At 58.8% G+C, this 13926-nt stretch carries 17 protein-coding genes and 1 pseudogene; 14 read left to right on the top strand and 4 right to left on the bottom strand.

Annotated features, from left to right (window positions below):
* Positions 1 to 127 precede the first annotated feature (127 nt).
* Together K5K95_RS13520 and K5K95_RS13515 are read right to left on the bottom strand one after the other, a co-directional pair.
* Positions 128 to 814: an LrgB family protein gene (locus tag K5K95_RS13520; RefSeq protein ID WP_222589822.1), complete on the bottom strand. Its 687-nt coding sequence runs from the start codon at positions 812 to 814 to the stop codon at positions 128 to 130.
* Entirely contained in the window at positions 804 to 1190 is a 387-nt protein-coding gene (locus K5K95_RS13515) for a CidA/LrgA family protein (RefSeq protein ID WP_222589821.1), read from the bottom strand. Before K5K95_RS13515 ends, K5K95_RS13520 begins: the two co-directional genes overlap by 11 nt.
* A 96-nt stretch (positions 1191 to 1286) precedes the next feature.
* Between K5K95_RS13515 and K5K95_RS13510 the strand changes: the two genes are divergently transcribed.
* Positions 1287 to 2183 carry a LysR family transcriptional regulator gene (locus tag K5K95_RS13510; RefSeq protein WP_222589820.1) on the top strand — a complete coding sequence of 299 codons (897 nt, stop codon included), beginning with the start codon at positions 1287 to 1289 and terminating at the stop codon, positions 2181 to 2183.
* On the opposite strand, the gene K5K95_RS13505 is transcribed toward K5K95_RS13510, so the two are convergent.
* Complete coding sequence (locus K5K95_RS13505) at positions 2164 to 2619, bottom strand: flavodoxin (RefSeq protein ID WP_222589819.1); 456 nt, start codon at positions 2617 to 2619, stop codon at positions 2164 to 2166. The genes K5K95_RS13510 and K5K95_RS13505 overlap by 20 nt on opposite strands.
* Positions 2620 to 2719: 100 nt before the next feature.
* On the opposite strand from K5K95_RS13505, the pseudogene K5K95_RS13500 reads away from it, so the two are divergent.
* Positions 2720 to 3197: pseudogene (locus K5K95_RS13500) on the top strand (PAS domain-containing protein).
* Between the two features lie 54 nt (positions 3198 to 3251).
* Positions 3252 to 3857 (top strand): hypothetical protein, encoded by a 606-nt coding sequence (locus K5K95_RS13495; RefSeq protein WP_222589818.1) that lies wholly within the window; start codon positions 3252 to 3254, stop codon positions 3855 to 3857.
* A 3-nt stretch (positions 3858 to 3860) separates the two neighbouring features.
* Here K5K95_RS13495 and K5K95_RS13490 read toward each other — a convergent pair whose 3' ends face one another.
* On the bottom strand, positions 3861 to 4820 hold the full coding sequence (locus K5K95_RS13490) for a MerR family transcriptional regulator (RefSeq protein ID WP_222589817.1): 960 nt from the start codon (positions 4818 to 4820) through the stop codon (positions 3861 to 3863).
* 209 nt (positions 4821 to 5029) lie between these two features.
* On the opposite strand from K5K95_RS13490, the gene K5K95_RS13485 reads away from it, so the two are divergent.
* The 11 genes from K5K95_RS13485 to K5K95_RS13435 all read left to right on the top strand — a co-directional run bounded on the left by K5K95_RS13485 (position 5030) and on the right by K5K95_RS13435 (position 13803).
* Positions 5030 to 5602 carry an antibiotic biosynthesis monooxygenase gene (locus K5K95_RS13485; RefSeq protein ID WP_222589816.1) on the top strand — a complete coding sequence of 191 codons (573 nt, stop codon included), beginning with the start codon at positions 5030 to 5032 and terminating at the stop codon, positions 5600 to 5602.
* A gap of 81 nt (positions 5603 to 5683) precedes the next feature.
* A complete protein-coding gene (gene folM, locus K5K95_RS13480) occupies positions 5684 to 6394 on the top strand; it encodes a dihydromonapterin reductase (protein WP_222589815.1) in 711 nt (236 codons plus the stop codon).
* A gap of 21 nt (positions 6395 to 6415) precedes the next feature.
* A complete protein-coding gene (gene folE, locus K5K95_RS13475; protein ID WP_222589814.1) occupies positions 6416 to 6991 on the top strand; it encodes a GTP cyclohydrolase I FolE in 576 nt (191 codons plus the stop codon).
* A gap of 2 nt (positions 6992 to 6993) precedes the next feature.
* Positions 6994 to 7365, top strand: a complete 372-nt coding sequence (gene folX / locus K5K95_RS13470; protein ID WP_046045886.1) for a dihydroneopterin triphosphate 2'-epimerase — start codon at positions 6994 to 6996, stop codon at positions 7363 to 7365.
* Between the two features lie 96 nt (positions 7366 to 7461).
* Entirely contained in the window at positions 7462 to 7758 is a 297-nt protein-coding gene (locus tag K5K95_RS13465; protein ID WP_222589813.1) for a DUF1244 domain-containing protein, read from the top strand.
* Positions 7751 to 8089 (top strand): HopJ type III effector protein, encoded by a 339-nt coding sequence (locus K5K95_RS13460; protein ID WP_222589812.1) that lies wholly within the window; start codon positions 7751 to 7753, stop codon positions 8087 to 8089. Before K5K95_RS13465 ends, K5K95_RS13460 begins: the two co-directional genes overlap by 8 nt.
* Before the next feature lie 221 nt (positions 8090 to 8310).
* Positions 8311 to 9561: an aspartate aminotransferase family protein gene (locus tag K5K95_RS13455; RefSeq protein ID WP_222589811.1), complete on the top strand. Its 1251-nt coding sequence runs from the start codon at positions 8311 to 8313 to the stop codon at positions 9559 to 9561.
* A gap of 181 nt (positions 9562 to 9742) precedes the next feature.
* Positions 9743 to 10717 carry an amino acid ABC transporter permease gene (locus K5K95_RS13450; RefSeq protein ID WP_033057925.1) on the top strand — a complete coding sequence of 325 codons (975 nt, stop codon included), beginning with the start codon at positions 9743 to 9745 and terminating at the stop codon, positions 10715 to 10717.
* A 69-nt stretch (positions 10718 to 10786) separates the two neighbouring features.
* Complete coding sequence (locus K5K95_RS13445; RefSeq protein ID WP_222590340.1) at positions 10787 to 11515, top strand: amino acid ABC transporter ATP-binding protein; 729 nt, start codon at positions 10787 to 10789, stop codon at positions 11513 to 11515.
* A 45-nt stretch (positions 11516 to 11560) separates the two neighbouring features.
* Positions 11561 to 12394, top strand: coding sequence for a transporter substrate-binding domain-containing protein (locus K5K95_RS13440; RefSeq protein ID WP_405046063.1), 834 nt, complete (start codon positions 11561 to 11563; stop codon positions 12392 to 12394).
* 125 nt (positions 12395 to 12519) lie between these two features.
* Entirely contained in the window at positions 12520 to 13803 is a 1284-nt protein-coding gene (locus K5K95_RS13435) for an NAD(P)/FAD-dependent oxidoreductase (protein ID WP_222589809.1), read from the top strand.
* The last annotated feature ends 123 nt before the right edge of the window (positions 13804 to 13926 follow it).

Here is a 13926-nt window from a genome sequence, read left to right as displayed (position 1 = left end):
AGGACTCCTGTTCTTATTGTTCTACTGTCGTCTCAAGAGTCTAGTCAGCCCTTGGACCTCGCGTAGTTGCATTGGCAGCCAGCTTGATGGCCTAACGAGTCAGTTCAGGCCAACATCTGGATCCATGTCAAAGGACCGCCGCCAGTAACGGGGCGCAAAACAAATTCAGCAGCCCCGTCAGCACCATCACAAGTCCCGCCACCGAGCCTTCTTCACCGCCGACTTCATGGGCCCGGCTGACGCCAGCGCCGTGGGCGCCAACGCCAAACAGCGCGCCCCGTGCCAAGGCACTGCGCAGCGGCAGCCACTTGAGCAATATGCCGCCAAGCATCGCTCCGAACACGCCGGTGAACATCACGAATACCGCCGTCAGTTCAGGAACACCGCCGAGCTCATGAGCCAGGGGCATGGCAAACGGCGTGGTGATTGAGCGTGGCACCAGTGACAGGGTCACGGAACTGTCCAGCGCCAGCGCCTTGGCCAGACCGAACGAGGTGCCGATGGACGCCGCACTGCCCGCCAGCATGCCAAGCAGCAACGCCGACCAATGCCGCATCAGCATTTGCCGCTGCTGCCAGATCGGCACGGCAAACGCGACAGTCACCGGTCCCAGCACCCACATCAGCCAATGGGTGTCGCTCGAATATTCGGCATACGCGGTGTGCAGCGGCACCGCGAGCGCCAACAGCAGCGCAGGCACCAGAATCAGCGGCGACAACAGATATCGACCGGTGCGCCGATAGATCCAGCGGCTGAACACATAGGCCAGCAGCGTGAAGGCCAGCCAGAACATCGGCATCAGCTCAAGCTTCATGGGGCCTCCTCAACCGCACCACCGCTTCCACGGTAAACGCCGTCACGAGCATCACCATCAGCGTACTCATGCCGATCACCAGCAGAATCCGCCAGCCGTCATCGCGCATCAGGCCGCCATAATCGAGCAGGCTCATCAGCGCCGGAATAAAGAACAACAGCATCTCCGCCATTAATAAACCTGCGCCCATTTGCAACGTCGCCGGCTTGACCCAGCCAATGGCGAAGGCCAGCAACAGCAATGCCATGCCAATGACGCCACCCGGGATCGGCCAGGTAAACCATGTGGCGATTGCGCAGCCGAGCAGATAAATGCCGAGCAGCACGGCCAGTTCAGTCACCAGTCGGGCCAGTTTTTTCAGGGTTGATGCATGCATGATGTGGTTCCTCTCAAGGGCTCATTTTACGGAGCGCGCTTCCATCACCGAAACGAATTGTTAGACTCGACATCATTCCAATCTGGAATCAGGCCCATGGAATTCAAACAGCTACGCAGCTTCGTCGAAGTGATGCGCCAAGGGGGGTTCACGCAAGCCGCCAAAACCCTGCACCTCAGCCAGTCCGCGGTGAGCAAGCAAGTCGCGCAACTGGAACAGAGCCTGGGCACCCCGCTGCTCGAGCGGCTGGGTTCGCAGTTGCGCCTGACCGCCGCCGGCAGCGTGGTCCTGCAACGGGCCGAAGGCATGCTTCGGCTGCGCAACGAATTGCTCAGCGAACTGGATGATTTAAGCCAACTGGCCCGTGGGGAGCTGCGTCTGGGTCTGCCGCTACTGGGCAGCGACGCGCTGTTTGCCGAGTTGTTTGCCGAGTACCGGCGGCGCTACCCGAATATCAGCATTCAGCTGCTTGAGGGCGGCAGCCTGAACATCGAACAGGCGGTATTGAGCGGTGAGCTGGAGCTCGGCGGCAGTCTTTTGCCGAAGGATCCGCAGTTTGCCTTCCAACCCTTCTGCGATGAACCGCTGGACGCATTGCTACCGGCCGATCATCCGCTTGCGGCAAAGAACGTGATTGGATTGGAGGAACTGGCCGACACCCCGTTTCTGTTGTATCAGCGCAGCTTCGTGCTCAACGACCGATTGCTCCAGGCCTGCCATCAATTGGGGTTTACGCCCAAGGAAGGCGGGCGCAGCGGTCAGGCGGATTTTCTGGCGGCGTTGGTGGCCGCAGGTCAAGGCGTGGTGTTGTTGCCCAGCGTGGTGGCGCGCGGGCTGGTGCGGCCAGGCGTGGTGCGCCTGACCTTGAAAGCCCCGAGCTATCTGCGCTGGGACATCGCCTTTATCTGGCGTCAGGGTGCGTACCTGTCCAAAGCCGCGCAAGCCTGGCTCGCCCTGTTGCGCGAGCGGCCGGTCAGCCCCGCAGCGCGCTGACGAAATCAGCCAGCCAAGGCTCGGCGTCGGTTTCCGGGGTGACGCTTTCACTGGCGTCCAGACGCAGCATCGGCAGCACTTCGCGTAGGCCAAGCTCACTGAACAATTCGCGCATCTGCTCGCCGCCACCGCAGAAAGTATCGCCATAACTCGCATCGCCCAGGCCGATGACTGCACCGGGCAAACCGCGCCAGGCGGCAGGCAACTGGTCACGGATCATTGAGTACAAGGGTTGCAGGTTGTCCGGCAACTCGCCCATGCCGGTGGTCGAGGTCACCGCCAAAAACGCCTGTGGGCCGAAAGCCTGGACATCGGCGAGCGTTGCACGCGGGTTGTGCCAAGTCTCGAAACCCGCGGCATTCAAAATAGTCGCGGCATGGCGGGCAACCTCTTCAGCCGTGCCGTACACCGAGCCGGAAATGATGGCAACTTTCATCAATCGATCCTGAAGCAGAGTAAAAACACAGATATTAACAGCACAGGCTCGTTTGATCTTTTAGAATGCAAATCCATATCAATACGGAAAGGACTCTCCGATGATCAACGCTCATCTGCTGCAAATGGTGATCAACGCCTCCAATGACGGCATCGTGATTGCCGAAAAGGAAGGCGACCAGGACACCATCCTGATTTACGTGAACCCTGCGTTCGAACGCCTTACGGGTTACACAAGCGAAGAAATCCTCTACCAGGATTGCCGCTTCCTGCAGTCGGGTGACCGGGATCAAGACGCCCTGGCAACGATTCGCGAGGCACTGAGCAGTGGCGGATCCTGCCGGGTGACTCTGAGAAACTACCGCAAGGACGGCACGCCGTTCTGGAACGAACTGTCCCTTTCTACAATGAAAAATCCGGGCGACGGACAGACTTACTTTGTCGGCGTGCAGAAAGATGTCACCACTCAGGTCAAGGCACAGCAACGGGTTACGCAGTTGGAAGCGCAAGTGGCACAGTTGCAGGCCGAACTTGCCGCGCTAAAAAGCGACGAACGGTAAAAACAAAACGGCGAATTAAGTGTCATTAACTACAATCACCGATGAATTTGTATCTTTTTCTTTCGAGCAAGCCATGCAGCGCGACGCACTCCTGACCCAGGATGAGCTGGATTTTATCCAGACCATGCAACACAACCCGCAGCTCAATGTGCGGGATGCGACGTCGAGTCTGCTCGTTAATGGTGGTTCGCAAATCCGTGATTTGCTCACGCGCCTCGCGGCACATGAGCAGGTCACCATCCAGGCCAACTTCGAAAACCAGCAAATGACCTTTCCACTGCACTTGGTGGAAGACGAGTTTCATGCGCTGCATTTACGCCTGGGAGTGCCGAGTATTTATGAGGACGGGCCGATGGTCCGACCTTGGCGCCTTTCACTCGAAGAGCCTGTAGCGCTTGAAAATGCCAAGGGCCAACCCGGAACAATGTGGGTGCACGAAATATCGTTCAAAGGGGTGTTGCTGGAGGTCCGCAACAAGACCAAGCCGCCCAAGCACTTTGCATTGTGGTTCAGCCCTTCAGGTTATGAGCGCATCGCGTTGCGTGGCACCTTCGAACGTGAAACCGAACAAGGGTTTTACGCTTTCGAACTAAGCCAGACCGACAAGGACGAGACCGAGCGCCTGCGCCAGTACATCCTTCAACAGCATCGTCTGACACACCCTGCGCTGCACATCTGAAACTCAGGTATCCAGGTTTCCTGCCAGGAACTGTTTCAAGCGCTGGCGCATCACCGTCCCCTCATTCCCCAGACATCCAATCGACGACCCGGCCAGGCTTTCCTGTGCCAGGTCCGACGCATCGCCAGCCAGCAATAGCTGACAGTCCAGACTGATAGCCAGCCGGTTCAAACGTCGAGGCAACTCGGCTGCCGGCGCATGATTGGACACCAGTACCAGTGCCTTGGGTTTGATCCGCTGGCAAACCAGGGCCAACTCGTCGAATGGCTGGCCGATAGCCAACAACTGAATCGCCGAATCGACACTGCACAGGTACAACGCAGTGATCAGAACTTCCAGCTCACGGGCTTGATCAGCCAAGGCACAGACAATGATCTGCCGCGGTTGCATCACACGCACCAGCAGCAATCGTTGCAACACTCTGGAGCGCAGAAACCCGTCGAGAAAAAGCCATTCACTGGCTTGCCCGAACGTTTCATGGCGTTGAAGCAAATGTTTCCAGACCACCAGCAAAATGTCCTGGAATACGACCGTCAGGGGATAGCTGGAAAAAATCTGCCCATAGACATGCTCCAGTTGCACCTCGTCAAAGGCTGTGACCGCTGCCTGGACTTGCTGCTGCCACTGGATGTAGTCGGCCTGAACAAGATCGCTGGGGATAAGGTGCGACAAGACCTGAAGAGGCTCGCTCTTGGCCAATATCTTGCCAACCTTGCTGACAGCAACGCCGCGATCGATCCAGCCAAGGATGCTGCGGACCTTCTCGATATCGGCCATCGAGTACAGCCGATGCCCGCTTTCGGTGCGCGTGGGCTGGATCAAGCCGTACCGTCGCTCCCATGCGCGCAACGTGACCGGGTTTATCCCCGTCAGGCGCGCCACCTCACGAATAGGAAAGAGATCTTCCCGCTGAAGGGAAAGATCCGCCTGTGAGGCAGAGCCAACGTCAGTCAGTACAGGCATTGATAGGCGACGTCCGTGTTTAAATTGGATCCCATTCTAACTCTCCTGCCCTGTCACTATTCAACTCATTAATAAACGACGAATGCCGTTGGTGTCATCCACACAATCAGGAATAATCCTTGCTTGTCTCAAGACGCAGCCCATCACCCCGGCGCTGCGCCTGGCGAAACTCCTATCCGGAGGGCCGCATTGTCATACGGAGATACACAATGTCTACTTCCCCCGTCACCTTGATGGTTGCACGCCGCGTCGCCGAGGGACGTTATCAGGACCTGATGGTCTGGTTGCGCGAAGGCGAACAACTGGCGACTGACTTTCCCGGTTACCTCGGTTCTGGCGTGCTCGCTCCGCCACCCGACGATAACGAATTCCAGATCATTTTCCGCTTTGCCAACGAACACACCCTGCACGCCTGGGAGCATTCTGCTTCGCGCACTGCATGGCTGGCCCGAGGCAGCGATCTGTTTGCGCACCCTAAAGAGCATCGCGTCAGCGGCATCGAAGGCTGGTTCGGCGCAGTCGGCCAACGCCCGCCTCGCTGGAAACAGGCGGTGGCGATCTGGCTGGCGTTCTTCCCGGTGTCATTGCTGTTCAACTTTGTGCTGGGGCCATTGCTTGGCGAACTGAGCCTGCTGCCTCGGGTGCTGATCAGCACCTTGTGCCTGACGCCGCTGATGGTCTACTTCTTCATTCCACTGTCCACCCGACTGCTGGCCAACTGGCTGAACAGCACACCGGCACGTCCATTGCCGGCCAAGCTGCCCGCCACTCAAAACCCCTGACCGCCTGCTCCTGCAAAGGCACGTAGGTGTACAACTCCCGTCGCTGGTATAGTTTTGCTCTCACCGCGACGCGAGCCGTTCATGACCTCTTCCGCAGCTCCGATCCTCATCACCGGTGCCGGCCAGCGTGTCGGCCTGCACTGCGCACAGCGGTTGCTCGAAGATGGCCATCCGGTAATCTTCAGCTACCGCAGCGAACGCCCCGGCGTGCAGGCACTACGCGACTTGGGCGCGATCGCGGTGTTCGCCGACTTTTCCAGCACTGTGGGAATCCACGCGTTCATCAGCGAATTGAAAACCCACACCGACGTCCTTCGCGCGATCGTTCATAACGCTTCCGAATGGCTCGCCGAAACCCCGGACACCGAAGCAGAAGCATTCACCCGCATGTTCAGCGTGCACATGCTGGCGCCTTACCTGATCAATCTGCACTGTGCTGACTTGCTTCATCGCTCAAGCCCGGCCGACATCGTGCACATCAGCGATGACGTGACCCGCAAGGGCAGCAGCAAACATATCGGCTACTGCGCCAGCAAAGCCGGCCTCGATAGCCTCACCTTGTCCTTCGCCGCGAAATACGCGCCGACAATCAAGGTCAACGGCATTGCGCCAGCCCTGCTAATGTTCAATCCCGACGATGACGCGGCGTACCGCGCCAAGGCGCTGGCCAAATCCGCGCTGGGCATCGAGCCCGGCGGCGAGGTGATCTACCAGAGCCTGCGATATTTGCTCGACAACCCTTATGTCACCGGCACGACCCTGACCGTCAACGGCGGGCGGCACATCAAATAAGCGGCCCCGCGAGGATGTTCCATGACGTTATCCCTGCACCACAATGCCCTGTCTCAGAGCTATCGCGAGATTCTCATCGGCCTCGGTGAAAACCCCGACCGCGAAGGACTGCAAGACACCCCGGCTCGCGCGGCCAAGGCCATGCAGTACCTCTGCCATGGCTATGAGCAAAGTGTCGAAGAGATCGTCAACGGCGCGCTGTTCGCGTCCGACAACGATGAAATGATCATCGTCGACAACATCGAGTTGTACTCGCTCTGCGAACATCACATGCTGCCCTTCATCGGCAAGGCGCATGTGGCTTATATTCCGACCGGCAAGGTGCTGGGCCTGTCGAAGATTGCGCGACTGGTGGACATGTTCGCCCGTCGCCTGCAAATCCAGGAAAACCTCACCCGGCAAATCGCCGAAGCGGTGCAACAAGTGACCGGCGCGGCAGGCGTCGCGGTGGTCATCGAAGCCAAGCACATGTGCATGATGATGCGCGGCGTCGAGAAGCAGAATTCGACCATGAACACCTCGGTGATGCTCGGCGCCTTCCGCGAGTCGAGCAACACCCGCCAGGAGTTCCTGCAATTGATTGGACGGAGCAAGTAGCAATGCCACAACTTCAACCAGGAACGGCACGCATCCGGGTCAAGGACCTGTGCCTGCGGACCTTCATCGGCATCAACGAAGACGAAATCCTCAACAAGCAGGATGTGCTGATCAACCTGACCATTCTTTACGCCGCTCAGGAAGCGGTACGTGACAACGACATCGATCACGCGCTCAATTACCGGACCATCACCAAGGCGATCATCGCCCATGTGGAGGGTAATCGCTTTGCGCTGCTCGAACGCCTGACCCAGGAAATCCTCGATCTGGTCATGGTCAACGAATCGGTGCTGTATGCCGAGGTCGAAGTCGACAAGCCGCACGCCTTGCGATTCGCCGAATCGGTGTCGATCACGCTGGCGGCGAGCCGCTAAGCTTCAAGCGGTAAGCTTCAAGCGGTAAGCTAACAGCCAACGCAATCCACTTGCAGCTTGGAGCCTGCCGCTCAAAGCTGTCTCGCAGAGACCCCCATGAACGATCAACAACGCCTGGAACTTGAAGCCGCCGCCTTTCGCCGGCTGGTCGCGCACCTGGACAGCCGCAAGGATGTGCAGAACATCGACCTGATGAACCTTTCCGGTTTTTGCCGCAACTGCCTCTCCAAGTGGTACAAGGCGGCCGCCGACGAACGGCAGATCGAGGTCAGCCTCGATGACGCCCGCGAAGTCGTTTACGGCATGCCGTACGCAGAATGGAAAGCCAAATACCAGCAAGAAGCCAGCGCCGACCAACAGGCGGCGTTTGCCAAAGGAAAACCCAATGAGTGATTTGAACACCCTGCGCGCCAGCCTCAAGAGCGGCGAACACGCTTTCGCCGACACCCTGGCGTTCATCGCCGCCGGCTACGATTACCAGCCACAGGCGTTCAACAACGGCGGCGTGGAAAACGCTGCCGGGCAGAACGAAGGTTCGTGCAAGACCCTGGGTTTGGCGCTGCTGGAAGGCTTGAGCGATGAAGAAGCGCTGTTGGCGTTTGGCGAGCATTACCGTTCGGTGGTGGCCACGCCTGAAGGCAGCGACCACGGCAATATCCGCGCGTTGATTGCCCATGGATTGGCCGGTGTGAAGTTTGCGCAGCAACCACTGACTCGCCGCTGATTGAAAAAAACAAAAGATCGCAGCCTCGTTTCACTCGACAGCTCCTACACGGAAACACGATCCCAGTAGGAGCTGTCGAGTGAAACGAGGCTGCGATCTTTTGATCTTCCCCACTACATCCCGACTTTTAATATTGACCCGGCGACTTTATTTCGTTTGCCGGGCACCACTGCTCGCGGCTTAGATAAAAAGAAGCATCCCTTCTTCTGAGTCAGGTATCCATGAGCAGCGAAACCATCAGCCAGTCGATCAACGTCGTTCACCCCGTCACGCTCAGCCACGGCAAAAACGCCGAAGTCTGGGACACCGATGGCAAACGCTACATCGACTTCGTCGGCGGCATCGGCGTACTCAACCTCGGCCATTGCCACCCGCGTATCGTCGAGGCCATCCGCGAACAAGCCACGCGTCTGACCCACTACGCGTTCAACGCCGCCCCCCATGTGCCCTACCTCGAATTGATGGATCGTCTGACGGCGTTCATTCCTGTGGACTACGCTGTCAGTGGCATGCTCACCAACAGCGGCGCAGAAGCGGCGGAGAACGCCCTGAAGATCGTCCGCGGTGCGACCGGTCGCACAGCCGTCATTGCCTTCGATGGCGCCTTTCACGGCCGCACGCTCGCTACCCTCAACCTCAATGGCAAAGTCGCACCGTACAAACAGAAAGTCGGCGTGCTGCCAGGCCCGGTGTATCACCTGCCCTTCCCGAGCAAGGACAACGGCGTAACCTGCGCCGAAACGTTGAAGGCCATGGATCGATTGTTCAGCGTCGAAATCGACGTCGAAGATGTGGCCTGTTTCATCGTCGAACCGGTTCAGGGCGAGGCGGGTTTCCTGGCGATGGACGTGGAATTCGCTCAAGCGCTGCGCAGGTTCTGCGATGAAAAAAATATTCTGTTGATCGCCGATGAAATCCAGTCTGGCTTCGGCCGCACCGGCGAGCGTTTTGCGTTTTCGCGATTGGGCATCGAGCCGGACCTGATCCTGCTGGGCAAAAGCATCGCCGGCGGCGTTCCACTGGGTGCCGTGGTCGGGCGCAAGGCGCTGCTGGACACCTTGCCCAAAGGCGGACTCGGCGGCACCTATTCAGGCAACCCCATCGCCTGCGCCGCCGGGTTGGCGACGCTGGATGAAATGACGGATGCGAACCTGCAAGCATGGGGTACGCAACAGGAAGAAGCGATTGTCAGTCGCTACGAAGCCTGGCGTGCCAGCAAGCTGTCGCCGTACCTGGGCCGCTTGACCGGCGTCGGTGCGATGCGTGGTATCGAGCTGATCAACACCGACGGCAAACCGGCCTCGGCGCAGCTCACCCAGTTGCTGGCGTTGGCGCGCGATGCGGGTCTGCTGCTGATGCCGAGCGGCAAGTCGCGACACATCATTCGCCTGCTGGCGCCGTTGACCACCGAGGCCGCCGTGCTGGAGGAAGGGCTGGACATTCTCGAGGCCTGCCTGGCGAAACTCTCCTGAACAATGCGATTTCCGGGACTGACGTAGCGAATTATGTTCGCTTGTTGTCCCGGAATCGGCGTCGTAATACTGACCAAAGACCTGAATCCGAACAGTAACAAAGCACTTCGCCTGACCCTTCGGATTAGCCAAACACCCCTTTACCTAGCGAGAACATCACCACCGACAAGCTGAGGCAGACATGTATCACGACAATATAATTTATAAGAAAAAGTCCAACGATCCTCAATTCCTGCTCGGCGTAGCCGTGGTGCTGTTCCTCGGCTCCTACCTGATGAACCTGGGCAACAGCGCCCTTAGCCATTTTCTGCAACCGCTGCTGGGCAATGCGCCCGACAGCCTGACCGCACGCAACATCGCCATCGGGCTGGGCATCGCCGCACTGGGCACACTGAATTTCCACGTCCTCGGACGCCTGAAGTTCAAGGTGCAGACGACGGTGGTGTGGATCGAGCTGCTGATCCTGTTCCTGGCCTTCTTCGACACCTTCGACCTCTCCTACAGTTTCATCCTCGACAAGATCGGTTTCCTGATCATTCAGGGTGCCGCGACCACGCTTTACATTTCCGCCATCGCGATTGTGCTGGCCTTCGTGCTGGCGCTGATCGGCGCGGTGGCCAAGCTGTCGAACAACGGCCTGGCCAACGCCCTCGCCTCGTTCTACACCTCGTTCTTTCGCGGCGTTCCGCTGCTCATCCAGATCTACCTGATCTATCTCGGTCTGCCGCAACTGGGCTACGTGGTCGACGCGGTGCCGGCCGGCATCCTCGCGCTGTCCCTGTGCTACGGCGCCTACATGACCGAGATTTTCCGTGCCGGTATCCAGAGCATTCCAGTCGGCCAGTGGGAGGCCTCTCGGGCGTTGAACATAAGCCCGTTCAAGACCCTGAGCCGGGTCATCATGCCGCAGGCCTTGCGCGTGATCATTCCACCCACCGGCAACCAGTTCATCGCCATGCTCAAGGACAGTTCGCTGGTGTCGGTTATCGGTGTCTGGGAGCTGATGTACCTGGCCAAGACCCAGGGCCGCGCGGACTTCCGTCACCTGGAAATGCTGATCACCGCCGCGATGATTTACTGGGCCCTGTCATTCATTCTGGAACGGGTTCAGGCGCGAATCGAAAAACGGGTCAACCGATCCGTGGCAAGGGGTTGATGCGTGATGACTCGAACCAATACCGCTGAACAACTCGACCTGGCGCCTGTTGCTCAGGTCAGCCCTTCTATGATTTCCATCACCGGCCTGAACAAGTGGTACGGCAACTTTCACGCCCTGCGCGACGTCGACCTGAATGTCGCCACCGGTGAAATCCTGGTGGTGTGCGGCCCGTCGGGCTCGGGCAAATCGACGATGATTCGCTGCATCAACCACCTGGAGAATTTTCAGAAAGGCCACATACAGGTCAACGGCATCACCCTCACCAGCGAAGCCGAAAGCGTCAGCGCCGTGCGCAGCGAAATCGGCATGGTTTTCCAGAGCTTCAACCTGTTCCCGCACTTGAGCGTAATGGACAACCTGACACTGGCCCCGCAGCTGGTTCAGGGCGTGTCTTCGGTCGAGGCGAAAAAACGGGCGCAGGTCTATCTGGAACGCGTGCGGATTGCCGAGCACGCCCACAAATATCCGTCACAACTGTCCGGCGGTCAGCAGCAGCGCGTGGCGATTGCCCGTGCGCTGTGCATGAATCCAAAAGTGATGCTGTTCGATGAGCCGACCTCCGCGCTGGACCCGGAGATGGTCCACGAAGTGCTGGACGTGATGGGCGAACTGGCCACCGATGGCATGACCATGATTTGCGTGACCCACGAGATGGGTTTTGCCAGCAAGGTCGCCGACCGCGTGCTGTTCATGGACCAGGGGCAGGTGATCGAACAAGCCACCCCGGCCGAGTTTTTCAACAACCCGCAGACCGAACGCGCGCAGAAATTCCTGTCGCAAATCATCGGTCACTGAGAAGCGCTTTACCCCGTATAACAATAACGAGAAGTGGAGATGGACATGCTCAGTAAAAAACCCGCAATCACCCTCGCAGCTGCCCTGTCACTGTTGTTCGTCGGCGCCGCGAACGCCGGAGCCGTTCTGGACAAGATCGAAAGCAGCAAGACGTTGACCGTCGCCACCTCGGCGACCTGGCCTCCGCAGGGGTTCATCAACGACAAGAATGAAATCGACGGATTTGATATCGACGTGTCCAAGGAGATCGCCAAGCGTCTGGGCGTCGAAGCCAAGTTCATCACACCCGATTGGGACGTGATTACCGCAGGCAAGTGGAACGGTCGCTGGGACGTGTCGGTCGGCTCGATGACCGCGACCAAAAGTCGTGCGCGGATTCTCGACTTCCCGGGCACCTATTACTACGTGCCCTATGTGTTCGCCGTGCACAACAAATCCACGGTCACCGATCACAAAGCGCTGAATGGCAAAACCATCGGCGTCGAAGGCGGCACAACCTCAGAGGACTACTTCAGTCAGGCGCTGGCCATCGAAACCACCGACGTGCCGCCGGTCGTTTACGACGTAAAAACCGAAAAAATGAAGACCTACGCCGGTTCGGTCGGACCGCTGGACGATCTGCGTCTGGGCGACGGCGCCCGACTGGACGCCATCCTCACGCAACGCAGCACGCTGGATGCGGCCGTCAAGAAAGGCTACCCGCTGCGGGCCGTCGACAATGCCGTGGTGTTCTACGAACCACTGGCCGTTGCCACCGACAAGGGTGACCCGGAGCTGAAGGCGAAGCTGAGTCAAATCATCGGCGAAATGCACAAGGACGGTACGCTGACCAAGCTCTCGGACAAGTGGTACGGCGTCGACTACTCGACTATCAAGTAACGCCTGAACCCTGTGGGAGTGAGCCTGCTCGCGAAGATGCCGGGTCAGCTTGCATTGATGTTGTATGTGCCGGCGCTTTCGCGAGCAGGCTCGCTCCCACAATGGCAACTTATCAAGGATCGACCATGTCCTTCCCCAACACCTGGTATTCCCAAACCTCGCTGCCCCGCGCAGCCAGGTCCGAGTTGAACACTGACAAAACCTGCGACGTCTGCATCATTGGCGCTGGCATCGCCGGCCTTACCGCGGCCCTTGAACTGACCCGGCGCGGCAAGCGCGTGATCATTCTCGAAGCCCATCAGGTGGCTTGGGGAGCGTCCGGTCGCAATGGCGGCGTGGTCTCGCCGGGTTGGGCCGAAGGGTCTGGAGCGATCCGCAAGAAACTGGGCCTTGCGCACGCCAAAGCGTTGTTTCAAATGTCGGTCGAAGGCGTAGAGATTGTTCGCCGAAACATCAGCGAACTGTCCTTGAGCGGCTGCGCGCCGTCCGCCGGCACGATCCGGGTCAAGCGCTACGACGACAGTGCGGGTGTGAAAAATCATATCGACACGATGCGCCGTGACTTCGGCTACGAACTCAACTTCCTCGACACCGCTCAGGTGCGAGAACGGGCACACACCCTGCGCTACTTCCAGGGTGTCGAAGACCCGAACGCCATGCACTTTCATCCGTTGAATTATTGCCTGGGCCTGGCCCTTGCGATTGAAACCGCGGGGGGGCGTATTTTTGAACATTCAAAAATGCTCGCCTGGCGTCGCGAAGGGGCCAATAAAATCGTCCAGACCGCCCACGGCAGTGTGCGCTGTCAGGACCTGGTGTTCTGCGCTGGCGGCTACGGCGGTCCGGAACTGCAAAAACTCAGCCGCGCCTACCTGCCGATCGCCACTTACGTGGTGTTGACTGAGCACTTGGGCGATTCGATCAAAGACGTGCTCGATTGCGCTGCGGCATTCTCCGATGACCGTCGCGCATCGGATTATTACCGCATCGTAGAAGGCGATCGCCTACTGTGGGGCGGACGCATCACCACCCGCAATGAACAGAATGAAAAAGCCCTGGCCGCGATGCTGAAGGCGGATATGGTCTCGGTTTATCCGCAACTGGCCGCGGTCAATATCGAACTGGCCTGGTCGGGTCTGATGGGTTATTCCACCAACAAAATGCCCAACCTGGGACTGCTGGAACCCGGTGTGTGGGCCTGTACCTCATTCGGTGGTCACGGGCTGAATACCGGCTCGATTGGCGGTCGGGTGATCGCTGAGGCCGTGTGCGGGGAAAGCGTGCGATATGAGTTGTTCAAGCCGTACTTGCTGGACTGGAACGGCGGGCCGTTCGGGCGGGTTGCGGCCAATGCGATCTATCAGTCGTTGAAGGTCATGGACTTCGTGCAAGAGCGGTTTCGCGGCTGATCGCAATTTCCGCAACCCCTGTTAACCCTGTGGGAGCTAGCCTGCTAGCGATGGTGTGTCAGCTACATCGATGTGACTGACACACCATCGCTAGCAGGCTAGCTCCCACAAGGGTTTATGTTG

This window comes from Pseudomonas sp. DR48 (assembly GCF_019823085.1).
GTDB lineage: Bacteria > Pseudomonadota > Gammaproteobacteria > Pseudomonadales > Pseudomonadaceae > Aquipseudomonas.
Note: the sequence above shows the minus strand (reverse complement) of the source record. Positions and strands in the feature narration are given on the sequence as shown.

Coding starts and splice junctions, on each gene's coding strand:
- K5K95_RS13520 (WP_222589822.1), bottom strand. CDS start 814: ATGAAGCTTGAGCTGATGCCGATGTTCTGGCTGGCCTTCACGCTGCTG.
- K5K95_RS13515 (WP_222589821.1), bottom strand. CDS start 1,190: ATGCATGCATCAACCCTGAAAAAACTGGCCCGACTGGTGACTGAACTG.
- K5K95_RS13510 (WP_222589820.1), top strand. CDS start 1,287: ATGGAATTCAAACAGCTACGCAGCTTCGTCGAAGTGATGCGCCAAGGG.
- K5K95_RS13505 (WP_222589819.1), bottom strand. CDS start 2,619: ATGAAAGTTGCCATCATTTCCGGCTCGGTGTACGGCACGGCTGAAGAG.
- K5K95_RS13495 (WP_222589818.1), top strand. CDS start 3,252: ATGCAGCGCGACGCACTCCTGACCCAGGATGAGCTGGATTTTATCCAG.
- K5K95_RS13490 (WP_222589817.1), bottom strand. CDS start 4,820: ATGCCTGTACTGACTGACGTTGGCTCTGCCTCACAGGCGGATCTTTCC.
- K5K95_RS13485 (WP_222589816.1), top strand. CDS start 5,030: ATGTCTACTTCCCCCGTCACCTTGATGGTTGCACGCCGCGTCGCCGAG.
- folM (WP_222589815.1), top strand. CDS start 5,684: ATGACCTCTTCCGCAGCTCCGATCCTCATCACCGGTGCCGGCCAGCGT.
- folE (WP_222589814.1), top strand. CDS start 6,416: ATGACGTTATCCCTGCACCACAATGCCCTGTCTCAGAGCTATCGCGAG.
- folX (WP_046045886.1), top strand. CDS start 6,994: ATGCCACAACTTCAACCAGGAACGGCACGCATCCGGGTCAAGGACCTG.
- K5K95_RS13465 (WP_222589813.1), top strand. CDS start 7,462: ATGAACGATCAACAACGCCTGGAACTTGAAGCCGCCGCCTTTCGCCGG.
- K5K95_RS13460 (WP_222589812.1), top strand. CDS start 7,751: ATGAGTGATTTGAACACCCTGCGCGCCAGCCTCAAGAGCGGCGAACAC.
- K5K95_RS13455 (WP_222589811.1), top strand. CDS start 8,311: ATGAGCAGCGAAACCATCAGCCAGTCGATCAACGTCGTTCACCCCGTC.
- K5K95_RS13450 (WP_033057925.1), top strand. CDS start 9,743: ATGTATCACGACAATATAATTTATAAGAAAAAGTCCAACGATCCTCAA.
- K5K95_RS13445 (WP_222590340.1), top strand. CDS start 10,787: ATGATTTCCATCACCGGCCTGAACAAGTGGTACGGCAACTTTCACGCC.
- K5K95_RS13440 (WP_405046063.1), top strand. CDS start 11,561: ATGCTCAGTAAAAAACCCGCAATCACCCTCGCAGCTGCCCTGTCACTG.
- K5K95_RS13435 (WP_222589809.1), top strand. CDS start 12,520: ATGTCCTTCCCCAACACCTGGTATTCCCAAACCTCGCTGCCCCGCGCA.